Raw genomic sequence first — 24226 nt, forward strand, 5'->3', positions numbered from 1 at the left:
AACGGAGTTACCTATCCCGTGTGTAATAGTTTTTGACTACCTCGAAAGGTATAATCTCGTGCTTGCCGTCACGGTCAAGCTATTCGGAGACTCCATGACAGATGTGCCCAGGTCCCAGCTCGCGACATGGGAACACTGCCTGCTCGGCTCGGCCGCGGAAGCGACAACCGACGCCGTCGTCGTCACTACTGCGGAGTTGAATGCACCCGGCCCCGAAATCATCTACGTCAACCCCGCCTTCTGCAGCATGACGGGGTACAGCAGGGATGAACTGGTCGGGCAGAGCATCCGCATGCTCTACGACCAGAAGCCTGATCCGGCGTTTTTCCAGGATCTGCGCAAGACGATCCAGAGCGGGCGATCCTATCGGGGAGCCACGCTGAAACACCATAAGGACGGTACGCCCTATCTCTGTGAGGTAAGCATCACGCCGGTCCACGACAAAGTGGCGGATTGCATGCGGCTCGTCTCCATCCAGCGTCGCGTCGAGGATGCGTGGGGGCAGGACCGCTATCTGGAGACCGTGTTCCACGCAGCGCCAGTCGGTCTGATACTGGTCCGCGGGGATGGCCGCATCGATCGGGTCAACGAAACCGCGGAAGAGTTGTTCGGGTACAGCGCCGGCGAGCTTGTGGGCCGAGAGGTCGAACTGCTGGTTCCCGACGAAGCCCGGGCCCACCATCGCGATTACCGCACAGCATACTCCCACCAGCCCCGTGCGCGGCAAATGGGGGCAGGGCGTGATCTCGAAGGCCAACGAAAGGACGGATCCCGCTTCCCGGTGGAGATCGGGCTGGCGCCACTCGAGACGGTCGAACGCGCGGCCGTGCTGGTGTCCGTCATCGATATTGCCGAGCGCAAGCGCCAGGAGGCCGAGATCGAGTTTCTGGCATTCAATGATCCCCTGACGGGGCTCGCGAACCGGCGCCTTTGTATGGACCGCATCACCGAGGCCATCGAGGGCCTGACCGACTCAGGGCAGTTCGGTGCTCTGGTCGTGATCGATCCGGATCGCTTCCAGGCGCTCAATGACACCCGGGGCCACAGTCGCGGGGACCAGTTACTGTGTGACATGGCGGGGCGGCTGACTGCGTTTGCGGGGCCAGGGCGGCTGGTAGCGCGCGTTGGCGCCGACGAGTTCGCTGTGCTGCTGGACGATCTCGGTCAGGCCAGCGACGCCATTCGCTACGCGGAACGCTTTGCCCAGCAGGCGCGCGACATACTGGGTGCGCCATACAGCTGGAAGCAGGGGGGCTATTACGCCACCGTGTCATCGGGCATTACGCTGCTGCACCCGGAGGACGACACGGTCGAGGATGCCCTGAAGCGCGTCGACCTGGCCCTGCAGGACGCGAAGCGCGAGGGCCGCAACCGGATCAGCGTGTTCGACCCGGTTCTCCAGCGCAGTGCCGAAGAGCGCGCGCGTATCGAACACCAGATGCCCGCTGCACTGGCCAATGAGGAATTCGTACCCTACTACCAGCCCTGTGTGGATGCGGCGGGGCGCTGCGTCGGGGCAGAAGCCCTGATCCGCTGGCAGCACCCGACCCACGGCCTGATCTCTCCGGGCTCGTTCATTCCCGTGGCGGAAGAAAGCGGCCTGATCCACGCCATCGGGGAATCGATGCTGCGTCAGGTCTGCGAGCAGGTGGCACGGTGGGCTCTCGATGAGAGCCTGAGCCGGCTCGAAGTGTCCGTGAACGTCAGCCCGAAACAATTCCGGGATCCGGATTTCGTCCACTCCGTGAAAAGCATACTCGACGAGACCCGGGTCAATCCTCATCAACTCTGCCTGGAAGTCACCGAGTCACTGCTCTTTGATGACGCCGACGAGGCCATCGCGCGCATCGCGGCGCTGCGCCGCATGGGCATCTCCTTTGCGCTGGACGATTTCGGTACGGGGTACTCCTCCATGGCCTATCTCAAGCGGCTGCCCCTGGACCTGCTGAAGATTGACCAGAGCTTTGTCCGCGAAATGCCGGCGGATTCCGATGCCACCGCCATCGTCGAGACCATCATCGCGCTGGCCGACAACCTCGGTCTTACCTGCATCGCGGAGGGCGTGGAGACGGAGGAGGCCTGGCGGTTTCTCAGGGAGGCCGAGTGCCAGCGGTTCCAGGGCTACCTGTTCAGCCCGGCGATACCTGCTGAGCAGTTCGAGCGTCAGGTCGCTCGGTAGCCGGATGTAAGGTGAATGTAAGTTGCGGGCCTATATGCTCGCTCACACGTTGGCAGAGCTGTGCGCCACGCGTAGACCCCTCGCATTTCAGCGCCAGACGGACACCGTCGGCACGGTGGAGAACAAACCCATGAACAACAAACGAGCCCGGTATTCTTATCACCTGACCGCTTTCACTGCCTTTAGCGCCATCGCCCTGGGCGCATCAGGCTGCCTGGGCGGTGGCAGCAGCAGTGGATCCGGAGGCGGTGGCAGCAGCCTCGCCGATTTCGTCACCGCCGCCGAGATCTATGATGGGGACTACAGTGGCCCACAAGATCTGGCGGAGCTGGCCACGGTCGAAAAGGCGGCGCAGGCCATGGATCTGGCATACCTGGCCACCCGTGTAGAGGATGTCATCTTCACGCTGGAACAGGTGGTTTCCGAAATCGAGCTTGAGGATACGCCCGTCAATATTCCCAGTGACCGTCCAGATGCCAAAGATGCAGTGGAACTTGTCTACGACAGTTCCGGGGACGCTGACGGTTTCAGCGAAACGTGGACCATGGAGGGGGGCGACGGCTTCTGCACCGAGAAGATGGATACGAGCGGACCTGTCTGCATCATGGGCGTGGTCGAGCGGGAGAGTACCTTCGAGTCCTCGGCAGGCCAGGTTACTGTGGGGAGAGCGGAAACGTTCTTCGACGGACTGAAAGCGACGTTCCGAGGCGGCAAGATCGTGATGACCGGCACGGAGGTATCGGCCGGGGATTCCTCATCAAACGAGAATAGAACCGCCATGGCGGTGGACCTGGTGTTCACCAGTGATGACGAGAAAGGCATTGAAGCCGAAATACGGCTACTCTGGGACCAGCAGGCGACAGGTGTCGACATTCAGAATCCGCAGGACCTTTCCCGAACCAGCACCATGGACATTGCCACGCCGTTGCTCGGTGGTCGGATCGAGGTCGAGCAAACCCATGGGGACGGTCAGAACGGGTTTTTTGCGGGTTTCACCTGCACGAACGGCCTTTTTGGAGACGACTACAGGGATGCCGACAACGGACGGGTGACGATGACCCACGATGGCCCCGAGATCGTCGCAGACCTGAGTGAAACGGGTGAGTGTGAGAAGTTCGTGATTTCGGGCGGGCAGTCTGACACCGCCACCCTCCTGGACACGCTGTTCACCGGAATCTCCGGCAATTGATCCATTGGTAACCAGCAAAGCCGCTGGCGGCACCCGCCGCCAGCGGAGGCCTCATACGCGTTCACCAGAAGCACACTGGCCCGGACGGCAGACCGCCGCCACGTGTCATGGCCGCCTTCCCCTGTAAGTCTCCTGCCCGACCGTTTGTAAGGTGTGTGTAAGGCATCGTCCGGCATCCTCCCCGCATGACCCTATGCCTCCGCGCGCGACATGCGCCGGGCCTTTGGTTGGCCGCGAGTTGTAAGGCCCCTGTAAGGCGCGGGCGCGTAGGGTCGCGTGCAGAAAAACCAACACAAGGGATGTCGTTATGGCCGCCGAAACCGAACACGATCAGATGACCAGCCGAATCCGTCACTCGCTCGCCATTGTGGGGGCCGCAAGCGCGCTGGCCCTCGCGGGCTGCTTCAGTGGAAGCAGCTCATCCAGTGGCGATGGGGATTCGGATAACGGTGGCGATGACAGCAACTGGGGCGAATCCGACGTCTTCATGACCCTCGACCGGCTGAGCGGGCTCGGCGTCGAGGAGACCCGGGACGAGCTGCTGTTTTACAAGATCGGCGGTACCGGTGGTGGCCTAGGCGGTGGCGAGCTTCGGGCAATCCATCCGGATGACCCCCTCGATTACACAACGTTTGATATTCAGGTCAGTGCCGCACAGCTCCAGACCACCACGCCGGTCATCTCGGGTGACTGGGATGAGGACGACTTCGATCTGACCGGCATCGAGCGTGAACTGATCGCTGCGAAGATTGATGTAGATGGGCCTTTGAGCGACGACGGTGTCGCAACCATTCGCACCGGTCCCAGCTCTGCAGGTGATCCTGATGCGGCGGAGAAAATCGGTCAGCAGCAGTTCCTTAATGCGGCTGCGGGTGTTGGCTTCGTCGGTGTCACCCAATCACCGGGGAACATCGATGCGGCGCAGCTTTTTGTCGGGATAGAGGACGACAATTTCTTCTACAACCCTGGTATGAATGACGGCGACACCGTCCCCTCCGTTTCCTCTGAGCAGGCGCTAGGCAGAAGTCTGGTGTCGATTCGTGACATCGCGAATCTTGAGCCGATTGGCTGGGTGGCCGTCCAGCCTGACCCTTTGGATGGCAACACGCTCCAGTTTCTGGATATGCAGGGTGACCTCGTTGACAACATAATTGTCGAGGATTCGGGTACTGCCGCTTTCGCCGTTGATGGTGTCTCCAAATTCGGAGAGATCCTGCCCGACGGATCCTATTACCTAGTGATCGAAGACGAGGGCAATTCAGTCGCCGAGTTGCAGCTCAGGCTCTATACACCGGATGCCGACGATGGCGCTGGCACGGTCGAGGTGGTGACCGATGACGCCGACAACGTCGTGGATATGGAAGAGTTCATCGGGAGCGGTTTTCTAGGGTCGGTCGGCGCGCAATCGAATCGCGTGGCCTATGGCGATGACGGGGCGCTCTTTTTCTCCGGCGAGCCGGGGTTCTTCTCTGGGGTGACGGGCAATTCGCTTTACCGGGTTGAAGGAACGACGCTGGAGACCGTTTTCACATCAGGTGATTCGGTCCTGACCAGCCCCGACTCTGACGTCCTGTTCCGCGCACCGGATTCCATCATCTGGATGACCGACGAAGGGGAAGAGATCTGGAAGGTTTCCCTCGATGGGGCCGATGCGGAGTTGATCGCGGACGGGGAGACCTTCCGCGACGACTTCGACACCGGACTTGTGAGCCTGCGCGAGTACCGAACGCCGGTGCGTGCGGTACACGAGGACGGCTGGCTCTTCTACACGGCGGAGAACCGGTTCGACGAGGTTGCCGCCGTCATCCACAACATCGAGACCGGTGAGCTCCGGGCCATTGCCGGCGCGGAGTGGGTGGGCTCCTCCAGCGATGGCTCGCTCGGCCCTGCCGGCTTCCTCGGAGAAGGTCGTCTCAGCGAAGTCTTCCTGATGAAGACCGATGACTCCGGCGATCCCATTCTTGGCGCCGTGGACGCGGCTGACCCCCTGGCAGGCATGGTGGAGCTGGGAGCGTTGCCCGCCGGTACGGAATTCGTGGAGCAGGGGCACATCGGGTCCCAGGGGGCCGATTTCCTGGGTCAGGAGGCGTTCGCTACCGGCCCGCACCGCCTCTTCCGTGCCGAACTGGAAGGGGATCAAAACGGGCAAATCATCTACGTCGACGTCAACGAAAAGGGTTCCCTTGAGCCCATCGTCAACTCGGCCTCGCCGCACAGCTATCCCGTGAGCGGCTATTGAAGCAGGGAACGCAGGATACCCGTGCGTAAGGAGCAAGGCATGTGCATCAACAACAAGAAGACAATCATCGTTTCGCTGCTGGCTGTGCTGGCGCTGAGTCTTGGGGGCTGTATCAGCTCCGGCGGCTCCGGCTCCAGTGACGGCGGAGGCGATCCCGGCGGCGATGATGGCCTGGAACTCTCCGATGTAAGCCTGGCCGCAACAGACGGACTGGCCCCCTTCCGGCTGGTCAGTGTCGACGGCCTGCCCGATGACGCACAGGCCTCCGATCTCCATGCTCGCTACCGCGCCGAGGGCGATTCCACGCCGCTGACCGGGGACAACCCGGATGCCTCCCTGGCCCCGCTGGCCAGCTTCCGAGGTGGGCCGATCCAGTTCCTGGTGCCGCTGGTCGAGGCAGATGGCGCCACCATCGAAATGCGCATCACCGACGGTGTCAACGACAGCCAGCGCTTCACCGTCGCTATCGATCCCTTACCGCCGCGCGACGACGGGGCCTGGGAGCGCTATCTGGATGCCCTGGAGACGCTGATCGAGCAAACCGCTGATGCGTACGAACTCGCCCCTTCGCAAATCAGTGCTGCCAACGCCGACATGGTCGAGTTTCCGTTCGTGCCGCTGGTGCTGGCCCAGTACGCACTGGATGGCGAGGGCAATACGTTTGCGCTGAGAAACGCGGATTTTGACCAGGACGATCTCGAACTCATTGAGCGCATCATCCCGCACATGGGACTGACCCACCTTCTGGAGAGCGATATCGACTTCGTTGGCTCCGACCAGAGCTTGATCGACGAATCCCTTGATCAACGGGACGCACCGGGAAGTTCCGACATCCCCACCGTCGGTGAGCTATCTGATGGTCTAGCCCAGGCCCAGATGGCCGCACAGATCCAACAGCAAGGATATGTCACCCAATCCTTTGACGATGTCGTGACGTTCGAGGACGGCACAGCCTTCATTGATGGCTTCTTCGAAGTCGATGGCCCCGAAGCTGTCGACTCCTGGATGAGCACTTATGACAGCGCCTGGCGGGCCCAGGGCAGAGTCGACACCGCTCTGGGCGTCGCCGACGACGCCCTGACGGCCGCCACCATCCTCGCCATCGCCAGCTCATCCGGAGCCGCAACGCCTCAGGCAGTTGCTGCCCGCGCAGCCACGAGGAAAAGTCTGGAGGCACTGCTTTACGGCTTGGAGGCCGGGGCAGGCGTCTCGCGGCTGGCGCTGGGTTTCCTCCCCTGCTGCCTGCACGAGATCGACACCAGCTTCGACCCGAGCACCCAGGTTGGCGAGACGGAGGATGGCGGAACCAGCGTGCTCCGCGTGGACGGTGTTACGGCACGCATGAAGAGCGATGGCACGGACTTCGGCAAGGAAATCCTTGAGCGATTCATCATCTCGGAGCTCGGTGACAATATGTCGGATGCCCTCGCCACGGGGCTGTCCCAGACCAATCTCCAGGAGCAGGTCCTGGATGCCGGCTTCGGTGCTGTCTTCGGTTTCGATGCCGACCTGTTCGATGTTCACTTCGTCTGGGAGGGCGTTGACATCGCCGGCCCCAACGTTGACGAACGTATCGACTGGGACGTTGAAGGCCTCAGCGGCGCGCCGGCCACCTTCAGGGAGGCGCCGTTGTCGGAGGACGGAGTGCTCCCCCTTTGGTATGACGAAGATCATTTCTTCGGGCGAGAGACGGAGGACAATGCGTTCTACGCCCACCCTGTAGAAGATGAAGACCCCTTCACATTCGGCCCCTGGCATCCGCCCATTCCAGAGGACCGCAACTTCATCCGCGGCACCATCATCCGGATCGTCTTTGATCCGAACACCATCGACGTCGATGCGCCCGGTGAGCAACATGAATTCACCGTGGAGGTGCGTAACGCCGAAGACGCCACCCTGGAATACGAGGATCTTGCGGAACACACCGTGCCAAGGATCGCCGACGACGAGGAACGTCTGGGCACGCTGGAGCAGGTCAATCGCGATCCCGACGCCGGAACATACACCTACCGGTACACGGCACCCGATGATCTGGAGGATTTCCAGACCGTCACCGTACGCGCCGAGGCTGCCTCGACCGAAGGCGTTCGCGGTCGCGAAAGTAATCCACCCGGGCGCATCGGAAGCATGCTCCTGCGGGGCGAGGACGTGGATCTCGCCGTTGACCCCCAACGCATCTGCCTTGATGAAGGCGGGACACAGACCTTCGAAGCCGTGGACCCGAGAGATCCCAACGGCGAAACGCTGGACGTAACCTGGGAGGCAGACGTCGGCTCCATGAGCGGTGCGACTTACACTGCACCCAACTTCGCCGCCGGCTCAGGAACGGACACCGTTACCGCAACCCTAGTCGCCGACGACCAGATCACCGCCGAGGCGAATATCGCCCTGAGCTGCGATTGCTGGTACGACGTCAATGTCGGAAACAACATCGATCAATCCTACGCGGCGGGGCCAATGGGAATCCGTTTCGATGAGGACGGGAACCTCGAGCGCATCGATCTACAGGAAGGATTGGACGACAGTGGCATCCAGGTGGGCATGACGCTGTCATTCGAGCCGCCGGTGCCTGCCGGAGATACTGGGACGTTCGACGCCCGCATCCCGCAAGTGGCGACATTCCTTGGCGATGACTTGGTGATTATCGACGATCTATTGGATCGAACTCCCGTTGGCTCATGGTGGAATCTCCCTCTCGAAGACGAGGAGTTCTGGGGCAGACTCTCGCTGATAGAAGCGGACATCTTGCCGCCGGAGCCAGCAGAAGTGCCACCGGTCCAGGTCACCATTGATCGACACGAGATGTGGAGCGAACTGCCGGACGGCTCAGAGGCTGCAGGCGGAGAGCGCTCGCTGTCATTGGCGGTGGAAGGACAGGTGCGGCGGCTTGGCGCAGAGGATGCACCGGATGACCAGATTCAGGTGGTTGTTCGGGAATCCGGGCCCTTCAACCTGGAGTTGGACGGCGAATTCTGGGGGAGGGACAGTGACAGGCGTCAATTCTGTCAGCCTCTTCTTGGCCTTTAGGGCCAGAAACGCGCTCGAGTCCACCTCACTTCAAGCGCCGGATCAAGCATGGGAGAACAAAAAATCTCCAACCCGATCGTTTGTAAGGTCGTTGTAAGGCGCCTTCCGGCACGCTCTCCGGAGGCAACCATGCCACTCTACCGGCAGCGCGCCGCTGCCCTCTGATCCGCCTCTACCGCGGCGGTGACGAAACCCTCGGCCAGGGATGTATGTATGGCCCATGTAAGGTGCGCGTCCGTAGGGTTTTGTGCAGAACAAACGAACAAGAAGGATGTTGTGATGTACCATCCGAAGGTATCCGCCTGCCTCTTCCCCCGGCGCGCATCGCTCCTGTCGGCAGCTTCAAGGGGTACCCGGACTGAGGAGTCTGTTACATCGCCCACCAGGAACAGGAAAGCAACGGCGATCATGCTCATGACCGCGTTGGGGCTTGGCCTCGGTGGTTGCCTCAGTTCCGGCAGCTCAGGCTCCGATAGTGGCGCGAATGGCGATACCAATGGCGGTAACGGTAACGATGACGGCAGTGACAACGGCAACTCTGGGGTCGCCGTCGACTGCGGGGCAGTTTCGCTCGCCAGGGCCAGCGCGCTGCCGCTGGATCGCATCGAGGTCTCCGGGCTCGACGATACCGGGTTAGAGCTCGCCGCTGTGCAGGTCGAGGACACCTCCAGCGCCGACAGCGCCGTGACCTGGATCGAGGCGGTGGACGACGAAAAAGTACTCTATGCCCCCATCCACCCCAATGGCACCGTCCTCGGCGGGCCGGTCACGCTGACCTTCGAGTTTGAGGACACCACCTGTGGCCCGATCGACTTTCACGTTGAGGAGTTGCCCCCCGCGCAGCAGGGTGTGGACGACCTGGCAGCGGTCGTCGGTGCCCTGGAAGACCTCGGTGAAGCCGGTGCCACTTACCTCGGCACCACGATGGCCGAGGTGCGCGACACCGATCCGGAGGATATGCCCGAGGACTGGTGGCCGCTGGCCGCCGGTGTGCATCTGACCGACCCCGACGCTGACGACTCGCTGCTGGCGCTGTATGACGGCGACGACCCGCGCTGGGAGGTGGACAATGCCGAACGCGACCTGCTCGACCGCCTTTTCGCCCACCTGGGCCTGGCCGAGTATCTCCACGAGCGGGTCGAAGATTTCCAGGGCTTGGACAGCAGTGGAGCGACAACACAGAGCGCCTCGTCGATGCTGATGAGCACGGCCGACTCCTGCGAGCAGGTCACTGCCGAGCAGCTGGGTAGCAAGCTCGACGACAGCCAGGTCGCCCGTCGCGATGTGGACGGTATTCCCGGCGGGATCCTCGACGACTTGCAGAACCTGTTCGCCCTCGGCGCCTTTCTCCCCGGCAACGGCAAGGTCGTGGGCACCGTCGGCGGCGGCAGCTTGTTCGCGTACCAAAAGCGGGCCGAAGCGACGTATCGCACGCTCCCCTCGAGTATCGAGGAAGGCGAGGCCGAATTCGGCGCGACGGCCGTGTTCGAGGACAACCCCGACACCTTCCAGTGGAGCGACTTCATCGTGCGCGCCTACAGCGAGGAATGGACGATCGATCAGGAGCTACTCGAGACGGTGGTTCAGGTCCACAGCGGGCGCGACACCTACAAGAAGTGGTTGAACAACAACCTCGACGCCAACTTCGCGCAGAATGTCCGAAGCTACGCCAAGGGCCAGCTGATCAACCAGGTGATCAGCCGCGTCGACTCCGAACAGCTGACGATCCCAGCCCGTTGCTGGGAGGCGGACGTGAGCGACCCGGCATATAGCGAAGCGACGGTTTCGTTCATGCTCGGCTCCAGCGAGCATCAGAACTACTTCCTCGACGACGACGAATTCGCCCAGGGGCAAATCACCCTGACCCCGCTCGGTACCGGCTTCCATCTAGTCCAGGAGATCGAGCTCGCGCCGGTCACCATTGATATCGAGCCAGGGAGCGTAATTGCCGAGACCGGCGACGAACTTGAGTTCACCGTCTACGTTGACGCGCACGACCCGGAGATCGAGCTCTACTCCGACGATCTGTCGCTCAATATGTCGAATGTCGATGTCCCGAGCGGGGGCTATACCTTCAGCTACACGGTGCCAGACGACCCCGACGAGGAGGTGATCACGATCACCGCCGAGAGCAACACCAACAGCGGCTTCGCCGCCAACCGCGAGCCGGCCATCGCCCGTGCCTTCATCAGCACTGGCGACCCGGAGCTGGCGGTCGAGCCAGGGCGGATCTGTCTCGACGAAGGCGAGAGCACCAACTTCGAGGCGGTCGATGCGCAGTCCGGCGAGGCATTAGACGTGAGTTGGGACGCTGAGTATGGAGAGATCAGCCCCGACGGGACGTTCACCTCCCCAGGGGCGATGAACGCGGGCTGGGAGATGACCTCGGTCGTCACGGCGACGCTCGATGACAATCCCGATGTCACCGCCGGAGCGGTGGTGACCATGGAATGCAGCTGCTGGTATGACGCCACGGTGTCCGGCGACTGGAGCCAAAGCTTTGCCGATCGCATCTCGGAAATTCAGTTTGACGAGGACACGCAGGCTCTCGAGGCGATTGTGTTCCGAAACTCGATAGAGGACACGGCATTCCCCGAGGCCACGCTGGAGTTTGTCACCCCGGTGCCTGCGGGAAAAACGGGCACCTTCGAGGCCCGGATCGAAGGGACCTTTGCGCCGAACGAGCCTTTCGATTGGCGCGAAAATTGGAAAAACGCTGGCCCCAACGATTGGACATACTCGGGAATTCCAGAGCTCGATCCTGTTCCCGAGATCGCGCCGGTTTCGGTAACTATCGAGGCCCACGAGATGATCCTCAGCGCCCCTGCCGGTGATCGCTTCCTTTCTTTGGAGGTGGACGGGCCGGTAGTGACGATGGATGCCGACGTCGATACGGGCGAAGTCTTCGTAAATCGGTCCGGGTCCGTCTCTATTGAACTCGATACCAACTATACCGGGCTCTCGAGCGACGGCGAGCGTCAGTACTGCGGCACCGCTCCATGACTGACATGGAACCGCGGTCCGATTGTTGGGGGTTGAGACTTTGGAGGATGCCGTAACCTCACTAAGGGCGGGCTTCCCGGTCTCGCGCTCACCGCATGATCTCGCTCCCCTCGCGTGCTGTGAGACCGGGGGGCGCGGTAGCGCGGCGTAGCCTACACCCTCGCGGTCGATCTGCGCCTGCGGTGGGTCATTCGCTCCTGGTCGTTGGTGGGGCGATACCGTTCGAGTGCGCAAAGGGACTAAACGCACCTCATGCGCTACGCCGTGGCCAGCACACACCGCTCTTGCAGGCCGTCGCCGGTGGAATGGTGACCACTATAACCACCCCTGTAAGGCCGGCCTAACAATCTGGCCGCTAACCTGCAGGCATAACAATCCGGAACCGAATCTTCACTTGATGGAGGGCACACCCATGTTCCACCGACGCTTATCGACATTACTCCTGGCTTTGACCACCCCGTTCGCGCTAATCGGATGCTTCGGCAGCTCTTCCGACAGTGACAACGGCAACGGCTCCGGCACCGGACTCACCGCAGTTGCCGGTGAGGACATCACAGCCGAGGTGGGCGAGACCATCGAGCTAGACGGCAGCGGCAGCATTTCGGCGAGCAACGATGAAATCGTCGAGTGGCGTTGGTTCTCTTTTCCATCAGGTTCATCGGCCACCATCGCGGACAGGGACGCGCCGGAAACCACCTTGACCATTGGATCCGCCGCGGAAGGCCGAACCATTGAAGTCTTCCTGAGTGTAACCAACGCTGAGGGCGTGAATGCTCAGGATGATTTTGCGATCGAGGTCGGTGGCGATGCCCCCGGAGATGCGGATCTCAGTGACGCGGAGAAGCCGCTGCTGTTCTTCTCTGAAGATGCAGGTCAGGAGGGAGACTACGTCCGCAAGTCGATCCATGCGGTCGACCCGGCAGATCCTCGCTCCGACAGAACAGCGCAGGTGGATGTCCTCGCCACCGACAATGCGCGGTCCCGGAGTGATGGCGGCTCCGTTGCCGAGCGGCGTGGCGGCAACGAATTTGCAGCGGACCGAAACACGTTGCCGCTCGGGGTGCTGGCGGTCGAGCTGACGAGCGATGACGACCTTGAGGTCGGGGAGCGTCACGCAGTGGTTTTCAACACCCCCGAAGGAGAGCTGCGCCGAGTGGACGGGTTCGATGGCCTGGACGAAAGCGTACGCCTGTCCTCCGAATCGGATGCGAACCTCGTTTGCGCCGCCAAGGTGATGACCGACTACATGGATGTCACCCAGTCGGTCCTGGCGTACCAGATTCCCACCTCGGGCGACCGCCGCTGCACTAACGCGACGCAGTGGTTCGCCGTTCGTTTCGACGCCGATGAGCACACCGCGCCGGTCAAACTCACCAAGCCGGGAACCGTTCAGGGTTATGCGAACGATTTTGAGCTCGGTTTGTCCCCCGAATGGGTGTTTCCACTGCGCGACGACCAGGGAGCCATCGACGACTTGGTCGTGTATCAGGGGAACAATAACTTCTCCTGTTCCCAAGGTGACAACGGCACGGGCAGACTCTGGCGGATTTCAGTCAGCAGCGGCGACCGCGAAATGCTGGAACCCACTGGCGGATCTCCCGGTCTCTCGATCAACGATGACTCCATTTGCGCCTTCCGAAAACTGATCTCCCTGGAGGACCAGCGCCACCTCGTACAGGCTACGTTTCACGATGCTGGGGCGCCCACGTCGCCGCGGTATGTGTTCCTCTACGATGCCACGAACAACCAGTTTTCCCTGATCGAACCCAAAGATGGCTTGCCCGGCGGCGCACTGAATGTCGCCGCGCGGCCCACGGGCCGGGATGAGACGCTGTTCGTGAATGACCGCGTGTACATTCTGGATATCGAGGACGAGGACGCTGATACTGGCCGCCTGATCGAGATCGACCTGGACCCCGCGGACGTCGACGTGCCCGAGTACCAGATAGTCGACGGGGACTGGGGTACCGGATTGGAGCCCGAGAGTTTCGTCACCGACGGCCAGAAACTGGGCTGGACGTATGCGGCAATCAACCAAGCCGGAGACGCTGAGGGGACGTGGGCGGTGCGCGGATTCGACACGGACACCGGCGACGCCACCATGTACCAGCAGAATCTCGACCTCGTTCGCCCGGGCGGCCTTGATAGAACGGTTTACTCGCCTTCCGCGCCGGCTGGCCGGATCTACTACAACCAGAACTCGCCGGGTGCGGCCAGAGCGCAATCGATCACTGACAGCACCGACAGCGAGCAGATGGCAGGCAGTATCTTCCTGAGTCAGAGCTGGAACCGGACCATCTCCGGGATCGGAGAGCAGGCGGAGCACATCTTCTATCTGACGAGCGGAGAGCTGCTCGCGGTGGTGGATGCCAAGGACTTTGCGGGCTCCGAAGAGCTGGCCTCAACGCAGGTCATCACTCGCAATGCGGGCTCTGCTTCCGCCGAAGGATACGGCACAGACCTGTTGATGGGGTTGCAGCAAGGGACGTCTACCCAAGTCTACTATGTCAACCCGGAAACCGCGGAATTCAGAGGACTTTCCACGATTGGTCGGATTACGGCACCGATCTCCTTTCACCATTGAGTAGGTCGGTGTGTAGCTAGCACTAGCACAGAGTTGCTTGCGACGTGTGTGCGGAGTGATCGGGATCCACGCAGCCCGCCCTGCTGACGAATTGGGAGCAGGGCGGGCTGGCGGCCCTATGTAGTGGATAGAGCTTGGGTTCACAGCCCGGAAGTCAAACGGACCCCGGCCGATACCCCTCTGCGTTCAGGCGCTCGGCGATGGCTGCGATATGAGCGGGGCCCACTTCGCAGCAGCCACCCACCATGGTTGCGCCCTGCCGGACCCAGCCCAGGACGTGCTCTGCGTATGCGGCGGGGTCAAGGTCCTTGCGCGCCTCCAGCACATCGACCGTGCCGCCCGGCTTCAGGGCATCCACGGACGTGAACGCGTTGGCGTAACCGCCGAACGGCACGCCGGTTTCCGCCAGCACGTCCATGGCGGACGTGACCGCTTCAGGCACGGAGCAGTTGATCAGCAGGTGCGTCGCACCGGCGGCCACGACCTGCGCGGCCGCTTCGGCGAGGGATTCGCCGGAACGCAGGCGCGTCCCGTCCCCATCATCCACCGTGAACGACACCCACACCGGCAGGCCGCTCTCGGCGGCGGCAATGGTCGCCGCGCGCGCCTCGCGGGCCAGGGACATGGTCTCGCAGAGGAAGAGGTCGACGCCCCCGGCCTGCGCCGCGACCATCTGCCGGTAGGCCTGCAGACAGGTGGCGTCGTCCGGTGCGATGTCAGGGCTGTAGCTCGCCATGAGCGGTGGCAGGCAGCCGGCGATGCGCACGTCCCGGCCGCTTTCCTCGCGGGCCTGGCGGGCGGCATCCAGTGCGGCGGCGTGCAGGGGCTCGAACAGGCCTGGCTCGCCGTCACGTTCCAGGCGCTGCGGGGTGGCGCTGTAGGAGTTGACGGTGATGACTCGGGAGCCGGCATCGATGAAGTCGCGATGGGCCTCGATCACCAGATGCGGCTCGTCGAGCATCACCTGGGCGGACCACAGCGGCGATACCGGGCGGCTGCTGCGCCGACGCAGCTCCTGGCCCATGCCTCCGTCCAGCAGGAGGACGTCGTTCTGGTCTGGATTCATCATTCGGGTCTCCTCTCTATTGTTGTGGCCGCCGCCGGGCTCCGCGGCACGGCCGCTTCCTCGGCGACGGCGTCGCTGCATGTGCGTGGGAAAAGGACGGATACGGCTGCGACCAGGGCCGCGAGCGCGGCGAACACCACGAATGCCTCCGCGTAGCCGGCGCGGGCGATGGTCCACCCGACCAGCGGGGAGCCGACCGCCTGGCCGATCGTGATCGCCAGGAACGGAATGACCGGCCCCATGGAGGGGCGATCCCGCAGCAGCCGGATGCCGGTCACCAGATAGAGTCCGGTCAGGGTCATGAAGGCCCAGCCGAACACGGCCGCCGACATCAGCGCGATCGGCAGGTTGCCGGGCGCAGCCGCGACCAGCGCTGTTGCACCACCCAGGGCGACCAGCGCCACTGCCTGGGTGGCGGGCGGACCAAAGCGGTCGCCGAGGTCACTCGCCCAGGCGCCGGCAAGGCCCGTGATACCCACCACCAGCCAGAGATAGCCCGTGAGTCTCTCCGGAAGGCCGCCCACCTCGACGACCAGGTCGGGCGCGAAGATCCAGTAGGCGGAACCGGCCACCCCCATGGCAAAGCAGAACGCGGTCAGGCGCATGACTTCAAGCCACCGCTCGCGGGAGACGGGTGCCGCGGGTTGCGCCTGCCCCCGGCTGCCCGGGGCGGATGACGGGATCAGCGTGAGGGCTGCCAGCACGCCCAGCGCCGCCAGCACCGCGAAGGAGCCGTAGGCGAGGCGCCAGGCCCCGCTCAGCAGCAGCACGGCCGGGACGCAGACGATCAGGCCAGCGCTTGTGCCGGCGTTCATGACGGCATTGACGCGCCCGCGAAGGTCCGCGCGAACCGCGACCTGCGCGCCGGAGGAGAGGGCGGGCATCATCAGGCCGGTGCAGATGCCACAGGCGAAGACTCCTGTGCCGAGAACCACGGCGTTACCCGCCTGGCTGATCAGCGTGAGGCCAGCAAGGGCGAACACGCCCGAGAGTGCTGCCGTGAGGCGCGGGCCGAGACGGTCGGCCACGAGGGGGGCAACCACGCTGGCAAAACAGAAACTGACAAACGCCAGCGAGCCGACGATACCGATCGCGTCGGCGGACAGTCCGAGCTCTGCGCGGATCGACGGCACGAACAACCCGAATGCATACCGGGCGAGCCCGTAGGCGATCGCGATCAGCCCGGCACCGAGTAGCGCATAGCCGGTGGCACTAACGGGCCTCATGCGTGGCCCCGGGTCGCAGAGGCAAGCACCGCGGGCAGCATTGCGCGCAGGTGACTGGTGACAGTGGTGGCGCCGAGAACGGGTGTCAGCGCGTCCGCGCCCTCCAGAATCACCAGCACGCGCTCCGCCACGACGGAATCGTCCACCACCCCGTCCCGGGACAGTGCGCCGGCGATGACGGCAATCAGCTCGCGCTTGAGCCGCCGCCCCTGATCAGCGATGGCTGGGTGGTGCTGCTCGAACTCGCCGATGGCCTTGATGACGATGCAGCCGCGGTTCGCGGTGGTCTCCAGCCATTGGCAGTGTACGTCAGCCAGCGCCATCACGGCCTCGCCCGCCGCGGCCTCGTCCACCGCATGGCGCAGCTGGTCGAGATAGCGCGCGTAGCGCCGGTCGAGCACCGTCTCGATCAATGCTTCCTTGGAGGGGAAGTGGTTGTACAGCGTCATCCGGGCCACGCCCGCCTCGGCGACCACGCGGTCGATCCCTGTGGCGTGGAAACCCTCCGCATAGAAAAGCCGCTCGGCGGTGTCGAGCAATATATCGCGCTTTCTGGCTGGCATCTTGAGACCTGAATTAAGATAGAACGATCTATACAATTCTGAAGGCTGCACCGGCTCCGCGTCAAACCGTCGCGGCGCCCTGTGCAGGGGGCGGGATCATACGGGCGTTTAGCCCCCTTTACTTAACCACTGCCGGAAAGGCACTCTTTCCAGATCATCCCGTTGACGTTTCCCCTGCATGGAGCCCGCCTATGACCAACTCAGCGAATGCTGATGACATCATGGTCGGGCGACAGCCAATCTACGACAGGCAGCTGAACACCTGGGCCTACGAACTACTGTTTCGGGATACCGACCAGAATCGGGCCAACGTCATCGACGGCGACTGGGCGACCAGCCAGGTTCTGTACAACGCCTTTGTTGAAATCGGCATCGAAACGATTACCGGTCAGAAAAGAGCGTTCGTGAACCTGACAACGCCGTTCATTCACGGCCACTACCCGTTGCCGTCCACACCCGATCTTCTGGTTCTTGAGGTGCTGGAAGATGTTGAGCCGTCTGAGCAGCTCCACGCGTCCATCGCCAGGCTCAAGAACCTCGGTTACACGATAGCCCTGGATGACTTCGTCTACGCTCCGAATCTGGCGGCTCTCGTGGACCTTGCCGATATCATCAAGATCGACATTACCCGCCTGACGCGAACCGAGCTGGAGGAGCATGTCCAGACGCTGGGCCGCCCCGGACTGATGCTGTTGGCCGAGAAAGTGGAGACCCAGGCTGAGTACCGGCTGTGCGATGCACTCGGGTTCGACCTGTTCCAGGGGTTCTTTTTCTGCAAGCCCAATACCGTCAAGGGAAAACGCATAGCCAATAACCGCCTTTCCCTGTTGCAGCTCCTCGCAATGCTGCAAAGCGATGATGTCACTGTGGATCAGCTCGAATCCTTGATCACGCAGGACGTTACACTCTCGTATCGGTTGCTCAGGCTGATCAATTCACCACGCTTCGCCGTGGCCCGGGACATCGACTCGGTTCGCAACGCACTCATGCTCCTGGGGCCGCGCAACCTGCGCAGCTGGATCAGCCTGCTCGCCCTGTCCAGTGTGAAAGACAAGCCCGGTGAGCTGGTCCGGACCGCGACGATCCGGGCCAGAATGGCCGAGACACTGGGCCGCCATCATGGTGGGGCTCTTGGTCCGGAAACATACTTCACGGCCGGCCTGTTCTCGACGCTCGATGCACTGACGGACAGGCCCATGGCCGAACTGGTGGCTGAGCTCCCTCTGAGCAGGCCACTGGTGGCCGCGCTGCTCAACCGGAGCGGGACGATCGGCGAAACGCTTCAGCTCGTCATCAACTATGAGCAGGGCGACTGGGAGAGTGCGCTGGTCAACGAAAGCGGCGTCGCACCCCGAACACTCCGGGACAGCTACCTTGAGGCAGTGTCGTGGGCTGAAGGGATGGCCGATGCGCTGATTGATGAGTCCGGGAGCTGAGCGTCGCCTGTTCCCTGCGGCCTGAGATGACTTGCGGGCACGACCCGTCGGCAAACCGGGCCGGCGCGCACTGCGCGGGCAGGAGTCGTCAGAACGCCGGGCGGTCGACACCCGATCAAGAACCACTTGCAGGGGCTGGTGGGGCTGGTGTCGCTTACGATTGTGGGGCGCTGGCCTTGGCAGGGCACTGAACAGGAGAGGTGATCAACACGACCTTTCGGCGCGTCAGGCGTCACCGATCTGCGGTGATCACCCGGTTTCGTCCGGCTGCCTTCGCCTGGTACAGGGCGCGGTCGGCCCGCTCGAGCAGCGCATGGCCAGGCTCCTGTGGCGCGTGTGCTGCAACACCCAGGCTGAGAGTGATGCTGCGCCCGTGCGGGAAAGGGTGCGCTGCAACCCGGTCGCACAGGTGCTGAGCCAGCACGGTGGCCTCGCTGAGCGACGTGTCGGGGCAAATGATGAGAAACTCCTCGCCGCCCCAGCGCCCGAGGACATCGGTCTCGCGGATGCGGGATTGCAGTAGCGGGGCCAGATCGGCGAGTACCTTGTCGCCGACGTGGTGTCCGAACGCGTCGTTGATGGGTTTGAAGTTGTCCACGTCCAGAAGGATCACGGTAAGGCCGGTGCCCACGCGGCCCTGGCGTTTCAGTTCATCGTGCAGGACCTGCTCCGTGTGGTAGCGGTTATGCAGGCCAGTCATCGTATCCGTGGTCGCGATGCGACGCATCTCCCGGTGGGCCGCTTCCAGTTCCTCTGTGCGCTGATCGACCATGCGCTTTAGAACGGCGGCCCGGTCTTCAAGCTCCTTCAACGGATAGCCCTCGCCGGGGCCGTGCGCGCTGCTCGGTTGCGACAGGTGCTTGTGGCAGAGCTTCCAGTGTGCCCCGTCATGCTGGAAGGTGAGCGAGAACCGTACCCGGTGCATGGTGACGGCCTGGTCGGCGGCGTGGAGATGCCAGTCCATCTCTCCCATGACGAGCCCGACGCCGGGACCCAGCCGCGTCGCTTCGCGCCTGTGGACGGTGTAATGAATGGGGGCGGGCACCTGCTCCACGTCGCGCCGGTAAAGCGTGAGTGCGTCATCGAGTTCGTAGACGGATTCATCAATACCCGTGCCAAAGCCCGAGATGTCGGGCGTTGCCAGGGCGGCGGACGCCTTGGCGTCTCTCCCGACGAAGAACGTCTGGAAGTAATGTTCACACGCGGAATAAAGATCCGAGAGGTCGGCGTCTGTCATTGTGTCGGTGCTCTCCACACTTGCTGTCATGCTGCAGGTCCTGCTTGACGTAATCCGCGCGTTGACTGGCAATCGGCTCCGTCCCGCAAGCGGAGGCTATCCCGGAATTCCTGTTCGCGCCAGTCGCTATGGTGATCTCCGCCGCAAAAAACTGACCCTCACTCAGGGAGAGAAATCCGGTTCGAGCGACCATCCTTACGAGTCACTTGCGCAGGCACAGTTGATGTAATATCACCTCGTCGCTGTGTTTGCCCCGCGCCGGCGGGGCTCTCTTGATAACAGAGCCGCGATCTGATGAATGTTCACGCGTCACTGCTGCCGCCATTGCTGTTGTGGGGGCTCTGGCCGGTATTCATGCTGGTGATCATTCCTGTTGTGCTTCGTGCACCGTGGTCACTGCTTTTCGAGAACAGGTTGCAACCCCAGTTCGTCGGTTGCTGCGGGCTGGTGGCCCTGGCGTGGTCCATGAGTGCCGGCGTCCAGCCGGGCCTGGAGTTTCACCTGCTGGGCACGACCGTGCTGACGCTGCTGTTCGGGCGCATGCTCGCCATTGCCGGTGCGACCGGGGCGCTCGTCGCGCTTTCGGTGCTGGGGTTCTACGAGTGGCAGGCGTTGCCAGTCAACGCCTTGCTGCTGGCCGTCTTGCCTGTGTTGACCGCGCATGTGATCGGGTATTACGCCTATCGTTGGCTGCCGCACCACTTGTTCATTTACATCTTCGTGGTGGCCTTTTTCGGCGCGATGTTCGCGGTAGCAGTGGTTCTGGTGACGTCCTCCGCGCTCCATGCTGCAATCGGTGCATACCCGCCTGATCTCATCTGGCGTGATTATCTGATGGTCATGCCGCTCGTGATGTTCCCGGAAGGCTTCATCACCGGCATGATCATGACCATGTGTGTGGTTTTCCGGCCGGAGTGGGTACGGACATTCGATGACCGAGACTACCTGATGGACAAGTAGGGTAGGGGAGCGGTTCGGAGTATCGGCGCCACGGTGCAGGCCTCCCGCGTTAGGACTGAGTTTCTGGCACGGTTCCGGTGGGCTTGAAGGCATAGCACAACTGCTTGGCACCGCGTTGACCCACCTGCTCTCCGGTCACCCGGCATGTGACGCCGTGGCTTCCGCCGTCATCGCGGTAGCCACAGTCGGCGCAGACACCGAACGTGGGCTCGCCGCACTGCGTGTCGACGTGCGCCGTAATATGTCGCATGACGTCTTCAAGCACCCGTCGCTTCGCGGGGGGAAGCATGTCGATGGCGCGAACCAACGCCTCGGCAGGGTCTTCCGCCAGCGCTCGCTCTCCCTCGGCGGTCAAGTTCAGTTCCTTCCTGCGCCCGTCCGCGGTGCTGCGCTCGCGTCGCAGATAGCCTTTCCGCACCAGAGATTTCACTGTCTGGGACGCAGTGCCACGGGTGGTCCCGTGGAAGCTCGCGAACGCAGACGGCGTACGCGAGAAGTCATTGGCGCGGGCGAAAAAGCGTAGGGCTGCCCACTGGGCAGCGGACAGCGCCGGGGCGCGGTGGCTGCCCGAGGCCTGATTGGCCGCGTGGATGATCAGGTCGGCCGAGAGCTCAGAGGTATTCTCGTTCATACCCATATGATAGCGAAACACTATCGGTTTGAAACCAGTCTGCGCCTTTGGTAGTGTCGAAACGAAACCAAATACCAAGGTCTATGCATCATGAACGCATACGGACCCTCAGTCGCTGCCTCTGAGCATGAGCCCGTGCTGCTGCGGTTTGACAACACCTATGTGCAGTTGCCGGAGCGCTTCTACGCCCGCTGTAAGCCGGCGACGCCGGCGGCGCCAGCGACGGTACAGTTCAATCGCGGGCTCGCGACGGAACTCGGCCTGCCTCACCTGGAGCGTGCCCGGATCGCGGGGGTCTTCAGCGGTTGGCAGGTTCCGCAGGATGCAGAGCCCATCGCGCTGGCCTACGCCGGCCATCAGTTCGGTCACCTCGTTCCTCAGTTGGGGGACGGGCGCGCTGTGTTGCTCGGCGAGGTGGTCGACCGCAACGGTGTTCGTCGGGACGTTCAACTCAAAGGGTCCGGCATGACGCCCTTCTCCCGCGGTGGTGACGGTCGCTGCCCGATCGGACCTGCAATGCGGGAGTACCTGGTCAGCGAGGCCATGCACGCAATGGGTGTGCCCACTAGCCGTGCCCTGGCGCTGGTCACCACGGGAGAGCGCGTGCGGCGCGAAACGCACCTCCCGGGTGCGGTCATCACCCGAGTGGCACAAAGCCACGTACGCGTTGGCACATTCGAGTACTTCGCCGTGCGTGGGGACGTCGAGGCCCTGCGCATTCTGGCGGATTACGTGATTGATCGGCATGGGCTGGCCGGAGATGACGGCGAGAACCGGTATCTGGCGCTTCTGCGTGAAGTGGTGCGCCGGCAGGCTGCGTTAATCGCCCTGTGGATGAACCTCGGGTTCATCCATGGCGTGATGAATACCGATAACACCACGCTGATCGGCGAGACGCTGGACTATGGCCCCTGCGCGTTCCTTGACGACTATGATGCCGGCGCCTGCTTCAGCTTCATCGACCAGGGCGGTCGCTACCGCTACGAGAATCAGCCGGCCGTCGCGCAATGGAATCTGATGCGTCTCGCTGAGACCTTGCTGCCGCTGCTGGATGACGATCAGGACGCAGCCATCGAACAGGCGCAGGAGGCCGTCAGCTCGTTCCCTGCGCTCTACGAACGTGATCGCCTGCAGGGTATGCGGCGCAAACTGGGCCTGTTCAGCGAGCACCCGGACGACAGTACGCTGATGCATGACTTGCTCGCGCTTCTGGAGCGCCAGCGGGTGGATTACACGCGTTTCTTCCGGCGCCTGGGTGCCATCGCTGTCGAGCCGAACCTCGATTCGTCGGTTCGCAAGCTGTTCAGTGCCCCGGATGACTGGGAGCAGTGGTATACACGCTGGCTTGAACGTCTTCGGCGGGATAGCGGGCGCAGCACCGAGCGCATGCGTGCCATGCATCGGGTCAATCCCGCTGTTGTTCCGCGAAACCATGCGGTGAATGCCGCTATCAAGGCGGCAGAGCAGCACGGCGACCTGGCCCCGTTTCAGGAACTCCTGTCGAGGGTGACACAGCCGTTCGCAGATCATCCGGAGGATGCTGACGGCGCTCGCCCACCGGAGGCGAGAGAGCGAGTGCTCAGAACCTTCTGCGGTACATGACAGGCCGTGAGGGCGTCATTCGACGTTGCGGGAAGGCTTCGTGGTGAAACCCTCAGGAGACGCAGGACGAATGTTGGCATTCTACGCAGGTGGGAGGTTGTGGATGGAAAGGGTGAACGCGAATCCGGGGCAGATGTATGCAGGGCTCGAGCAGAAGGTTCTCGACGCAAGTCTGCGCAAGGAGTTACGAGGCATCCGGGCTCGGGTCATTCATTTGCTGGACCAGCAACTCGCATATCGACCAGGGACAGGGGCCTGGCGAAAGGCGTTGGAGCACCTCGAGCGCGTCGTTGGCCGTGGGCTCAGACTGGAAGATGATCTTCTTCGTGGAAAGCATTTCGATGGGTATCGAGAGGGTGATGGGGACGCTTGGGACCTTTGCGCTGATGTTGGCAAGTTGCGCGGGCGCCTGCCTCAGTTATTCCATGAGGCGCGGGAAGCGAATCCGGATACGGCCTTCATGGCTTATCTAAGGCTCTCTGCCAGCCTGCGTCGCTGGGCCGGTTGCATAGAGGCCAAAGCGTAATGCTCGAGAATCGGGCGGGCCGCTGCTCGAATTATTGCGTCGGAGTGGCCACGCCTCCGGGGAAGTCCATCATGACGTGTTTTTTCTGTTGTTTGATGCATGTTTTTTCTTCGTGAAAACAGAGGGATATGATCGCGATTTGACAGTGTGGTGAGGCGCTGTAGAATACGCGGACAACCGACAGGCGCGTAGCTCAGCTGGTTAGAGCACCACCTTGACATGGTGGGGGTCGGTGGTTCGAGTCCACTCGCGCCTACCAGATTCGTGAAAGGCTTACGGGATCCGTAAGCCTTTTTTTGTTTCACGGCCAGCTTGTATTGCCCGCTCGGGTGTCCTGTGTCGTCTGACTTCCCCCGAGGGCAATCGTGGTCAGCCGGGGGATCCAATGAACTCCACTCTCAGCAAGCGTTTCAGCTACGTCCTCGTCGGTGGCGGCATTGTGCTGTCGGCGCTGGCCGTGCTTCTGCTCATTGCCACGTATCAGCATAATGCGGCGGTTGCCGCCGAGGTTGAGGCAGCGCAGGAGGCCATCACGCACTCCGCGGAAATGACCAACGGCAGTGATGAGAATGCGGCCGAGCGTGCCCAGGAGCTGGCCGAAATCGAGGCGCTTGCAGAAGAGTCTCGCGGTTCCTACATGCCTTCAGCCATACTGTTGCTCTTGGGTGTAGGCGGGCTTATGGCCGGTGTGCGTATCTACCGGAGCAACGGATCTGCCGGTGAAGGCGGTTAACTGACACGGCCTCACACCGGACGGA

Annotated in this window: 16 protein-coding genes and 1 tRNA gene; 12 read left to right on the forward strand and 5 right to left on the reverse strand. The window is 62.6% G+C overall.

Annotated features, from left to right (window positions below; translation table 11 throughout):
* The first annotated feature begins 94 nt into the window (after positions 1–94).
* From ACNSTU_RS00225 to ACNSTU_RS00250, 6 genes are all read left to right on the forward strand, one after another.
* Positions 95–2179, forward strand: a complete 2085-nt coding sequence (locus ACNSTU_RS00225; RefSeq protein WP_418211969.1) for an EAL domain-containing protein — start codon at positions 95–97, stop codon at positions 2177–2179.
* Positions 2180–2309: 130 nt separating this feature from the next.
* The gene (locus ACNSTU_RS00230) at positions 2310–3368 is read left to right on the forward strand and encodes a hypothetical protein (RefSeq protein WP_418211970.1); all 1059 of its coding nucleotides are present in this window, start codon (positions 2310–2312) and stop codon (positions 3366–3368) included.
* A 307-nt stretch (positions 3369–3675) separates the two neighbouring features.
* A complete protein-coding gene (locus ACNSTU_RS00235) occupies positions 3676–5607 on the forward strand; it encodes a hypothetical protein (protein ID WP_418211971.1) in 1932 nt (643 codons plus the stop codon).
* 39 nt (positions 5608–5646) lie between these two features.
* The gene (locus tag ACNSTU_RS00240; RefSeq protein ID WP_418211972.1) at positions 5647–8634 is read left to right on the forward strand and encodes a hypothetical protein; all 2988 of its coding nucleotides are present in this window, start codon (positions 5647–5649) and stop codon (positions 8632–8634) included.
* Positions 8635–9042: 408 nt separating this feature from the next.
* Positions 9043–11637 carry a hypothetical protein gene (locus ACNSTU_RS00245; protein ID WP_418211973.1) on the forward strand — a complete coding sequence of 865 codons (2595 nt, stop codon included), beginning with the start codon at positions 9043–9045 and terminating at the stop codon, positions 11635–11637.
* A 412-nt stretch (positions 11638–12049) separates the two neighbouring features.
* The gene (locus tag ACNSTU_RS00250) at positions 12050–14221 is read left to right on the forward strand and encodes a hypothetical protein (RefSeq protein WP_418211974.1); all 2172 of its coding nucleotides are present in this window, start codon (positions 12050–12052) and stop codon (positions 14219–14221) included.
* Between the two features lie 154 nt (positions 14222–14375).
* On the opposite strand, the gene ACNSTU_RS00255 is transcribed toward ACNSTU_RS00250, so the two are convergent.
* The 3 genes from ACNSTU_RS00255 to ACNSTU_RS00265 are packed head-to-tail and all read right to left on the reverse strand — an operon-like array spanning position 14376 to position 17076.
* Entirely contained in the window at positions 14376–15290 is a 915-nt protein-coding gene (locus ACNSTU_RS00255; protein WP_418211975.1) for a homocysteine S-methyltransferase family protein, read from the reverse strand.
* The gene (locus ACNSTU_RS00260) at positions 15287–16513 is read right to left on the reverse strand and encodes an MFS transporter (protein WP_418211976.1); all 1227 of its coding nucleotides are present in this window, start codon (positions 16511–16513) and stop codon (positions 15287–15289) included. Before ACNSTU_RS00260 ends, ACNSTU_RS00255 begins: the two co-directional genes overlap by 4 nt.
* Positions 16510–17076 (reverse strand): TetR/AcrR family transcriptional regulator, encoded by a 567-nt coding sequence (locus ACNSTU_RS00265; RefSeq protein WP_418211977.1) that lies wholly within the window; start codon positions 17074–17076, stop codon positions 16510–16512. The genes ACNSTU_RS00260 and ACNSTU_RS00265 overlap by 4 nt, the downstream gene beginning before the upstream one ends.
* Positions 17077–17267: 191 nt before the next feature.
* Here ACNSTU_RS00265 and ACNSTU_RS00270 point away from each other — a divergent pair, with 191 nt between their 5' ends.
* Complete coding sequence (locus ACNSTU_RS00270) at positions 17268–18512, forward strand: EAL and HDOD domain-containing protein (protein WP_418211978.1); 1245 nt, start codon at positions 17268–17270, stop codon at positions 18510–18512.
* 232 nt (positions 18513–18744) lie between these two features.
* Here ACNSTU_RS00270 and ACNSTU_RS00275 read toward each other — a convergent pair whose 3' ends face one another.
* The gene (locus ACNSTU_RS00275; RefSeq protein WP_290633085.1) at positions 18745–19779 is read right to left on the reverse strand and encodes a GGDEF domain-containing protein; all 1035 of its coding nucleotides are present in this window, start codon (positions 19777–19779) and stop codon (positions 18745–18747) included.
* 264 nt (positions 19780–20043) lie between these two features.
* Here ACNSTU_RS00275 and ACNSTU_RS00280 point away from each other — a divergent pair, with 264 nt between their 5' ends.
* On the forward strand, positions 20044–20709 hold the full coding sequence (locus ACNSTU_RS00280) for an energy-coupling factor ABC transporter permease (RefSeq protein ID WP_418211979.1): 666 nt from the start codon (positions 20044–20046) through the stop codon (positions 20707–20709).
* Positions 20710–20758: 49 nt separating this feature from the next.
* Here the strand turns inward: ACNSTU_RS00280 and ACNSTU_RS00285 are convergent, their stop codons facing one another.
* A complete protein-coding gene (locus tag ACNSTU_RS00285; RefSeq protein WP_290637801.1) occupies positions 20759–21340 on the reverse strand; it encodes a MarR family winged helix-turn-helix transcriptional regulator in 582 nt (193 codons plus the stop codon).
* A 135-nt stretch (positions 21341–21475) separates the two neighbouring features.
* Here ACNSTU_RS00285 and ACNSTU_RS00290 point away from each other — a divergent pair, with 135 nt between their 5' ends.
* From ACNSTU_RS00290 to ACNSTU_RS00305, 4 genes are all read left to right on the forward strand, one after another.
* The gene (locus tag ACNSTU_RS00290) at positions 21476–22942 is read left to right on the forward strand and encodes a protein adenylyltransferase SelO (protein WP_290637803.1); all 1467 of its coding nucleotides are present in this window, start codon (positions 21476–21478) and stop codon (positions 22940–22942) included.
* Between the two features lie 103 nt (positions 22943–23045).
* On the forward strand, positions 23046–23468 hold the full coding sequence (locus tag ACNSTU_RS00295; protein WP_418211980.1) for a hypothetical protein: 423 nt from the start codon (positions 23046–23048) through the stop codon (positions 23466–23468).
* A 182-nt stretch (positions 23469–23650) separates the two neighbouring features.
* Positions 23651–23727: transfer RNA gene (locus tag ACNSTU_RS00300), tRNA-Val, on the forward strand.
* A gap of 126 nt (positions 23728–23853) precedes the next feature.
* Positions 23854–24201, forward strand: coding sequence for a hypothetical protein (locus ACNSTU_RS00305; RefSeq protein WP_290633747.1), 348 nt, complete (start codon positions 23854–23856; stop codon positions 24199–24201).
* Positions 24202–24226 lie beyond the last annotated feature (25 nt).

Source organism: Aquisalimonas sp. APHAB1-3, from assembly GCF_048323695.1.
Taxonomy (GTDB): domain Bacteria; phylum Pseudomonadota; class Gammaproteobacteria; order Nitrococcales; family Aquisalimonadaceae; genus Aquisalimonas.

Excerpts from the sequence above, each read along its gene's own strand:
- ACNSTU_RS00260 (WP_418211976.1), bottom strand. The coding sequence starts at position 16,513 with ATGAGGCCCGTTAGTGCCACCGGCTATGCGCTACTCGGTGCCGGGCTG.
- ACNSTU_RS00305 (WP_290633747.1), top strand. The coding sequence starts at position 23,854 with ATGAACTCCACTCTCAGCAAGCGTTTCAGCTACGTCCTCGTCGGTGGC.
- ACNSTU_RS00235 (WP_418211971.1), top strand. The coding sequence starts at position 3,676 with ATGGCCGCCGAAACCGAACACGATCAGATGACCAGCCGAATCCGTCAC.
- ACNSTU_RS00250 (WP_418211974.1), top strand. The coding sequence starts at position 12,050 with ATGTTCCACCGACGCTTATCGACATTACTCCTGGCTTTGACCACCCCG.
- ACNSTU_RS00275 (WP_290633085.1), bottom strand. The coding sequence starts at position 19,779 with ATGACAGCAAGTGTGGAGAGCACCGACACAATGACAGACGCCGACCTC.
- ACNSTU_RS00230 (WP_418211970.1), top strand. The coding sequence starts at position 2,310 with ATGAACAACAAACGAGCCCGGTATTCTTATCACCTGACCGCTTTCACT.
- ACNSTU_RS00265 (WP_418211977.1), bottom strand. The coding sequence starts at position 17,076 with ATGCCAGCCAGAAAGCGCGATATATTGCTCGACACCGCCGAGCGGCTT.
- ACNSTU_RS00295 (WP_418211980.1), top strand. The coding sequence starts at position 23,046 with ATGGAAAGGGTGAACGCGAATCCGGGGCAGATGTATGCAGGGCTCGAG.
- ACNSTU_RS00270 (WP_418211978.1), top strand. The coding sequence starts at position 17,268 with ATGACCAACTCAGCGAATGCTGATGACATCATGGTCGGGCGACAGCCA.
- ACNSTU_RS00280 (WP_418211979.1), top strand. The coding sequence starts at position 20,044 with ATGAATGTTCACGCGTCACTGCTGCCGCCATTGCTGTTGTGGGGGCTC.
- ACNSTU_RS00255 (WP_418211975.1), bottom strand. The coding sequence starts at position 15,290 with ATGATGAATCCAGACCAGAACGACGTCCTCCTGCTGGACGGAGGCATG.
- ACNSTU_RS00240 (WP_418211972.1), top strand. The coding sequence starts at position 5,647 with ATGTGCATCAACAACAAGAAGACAATCATCGTTTCGCTGCTGGCTGTG.
- ACNSTU_RS00285 (WP_290637801.1), bottom strand. The coding sequence starts at position 21,340 with ATGAACGAGAATACCTCTGAGCTCTCGGCCGACCTGATCATCCACGCG.
- ACNSTU_RS00245 (WP_418211973.1), top strand. The coding sequence starts at position 9,043 with ATGCTCATGACCGCGTTGGGGCTTGGCCTCGGTGGTTGCCTCAGTTCC.
- ACNSTU_RS00225 (WP_418211969.1), top strand. The coding sequence starts at position 95 with ATGACAGATGTGCCCAGGTCCCAGCTCGCGACATGGGAACACTGCCTG.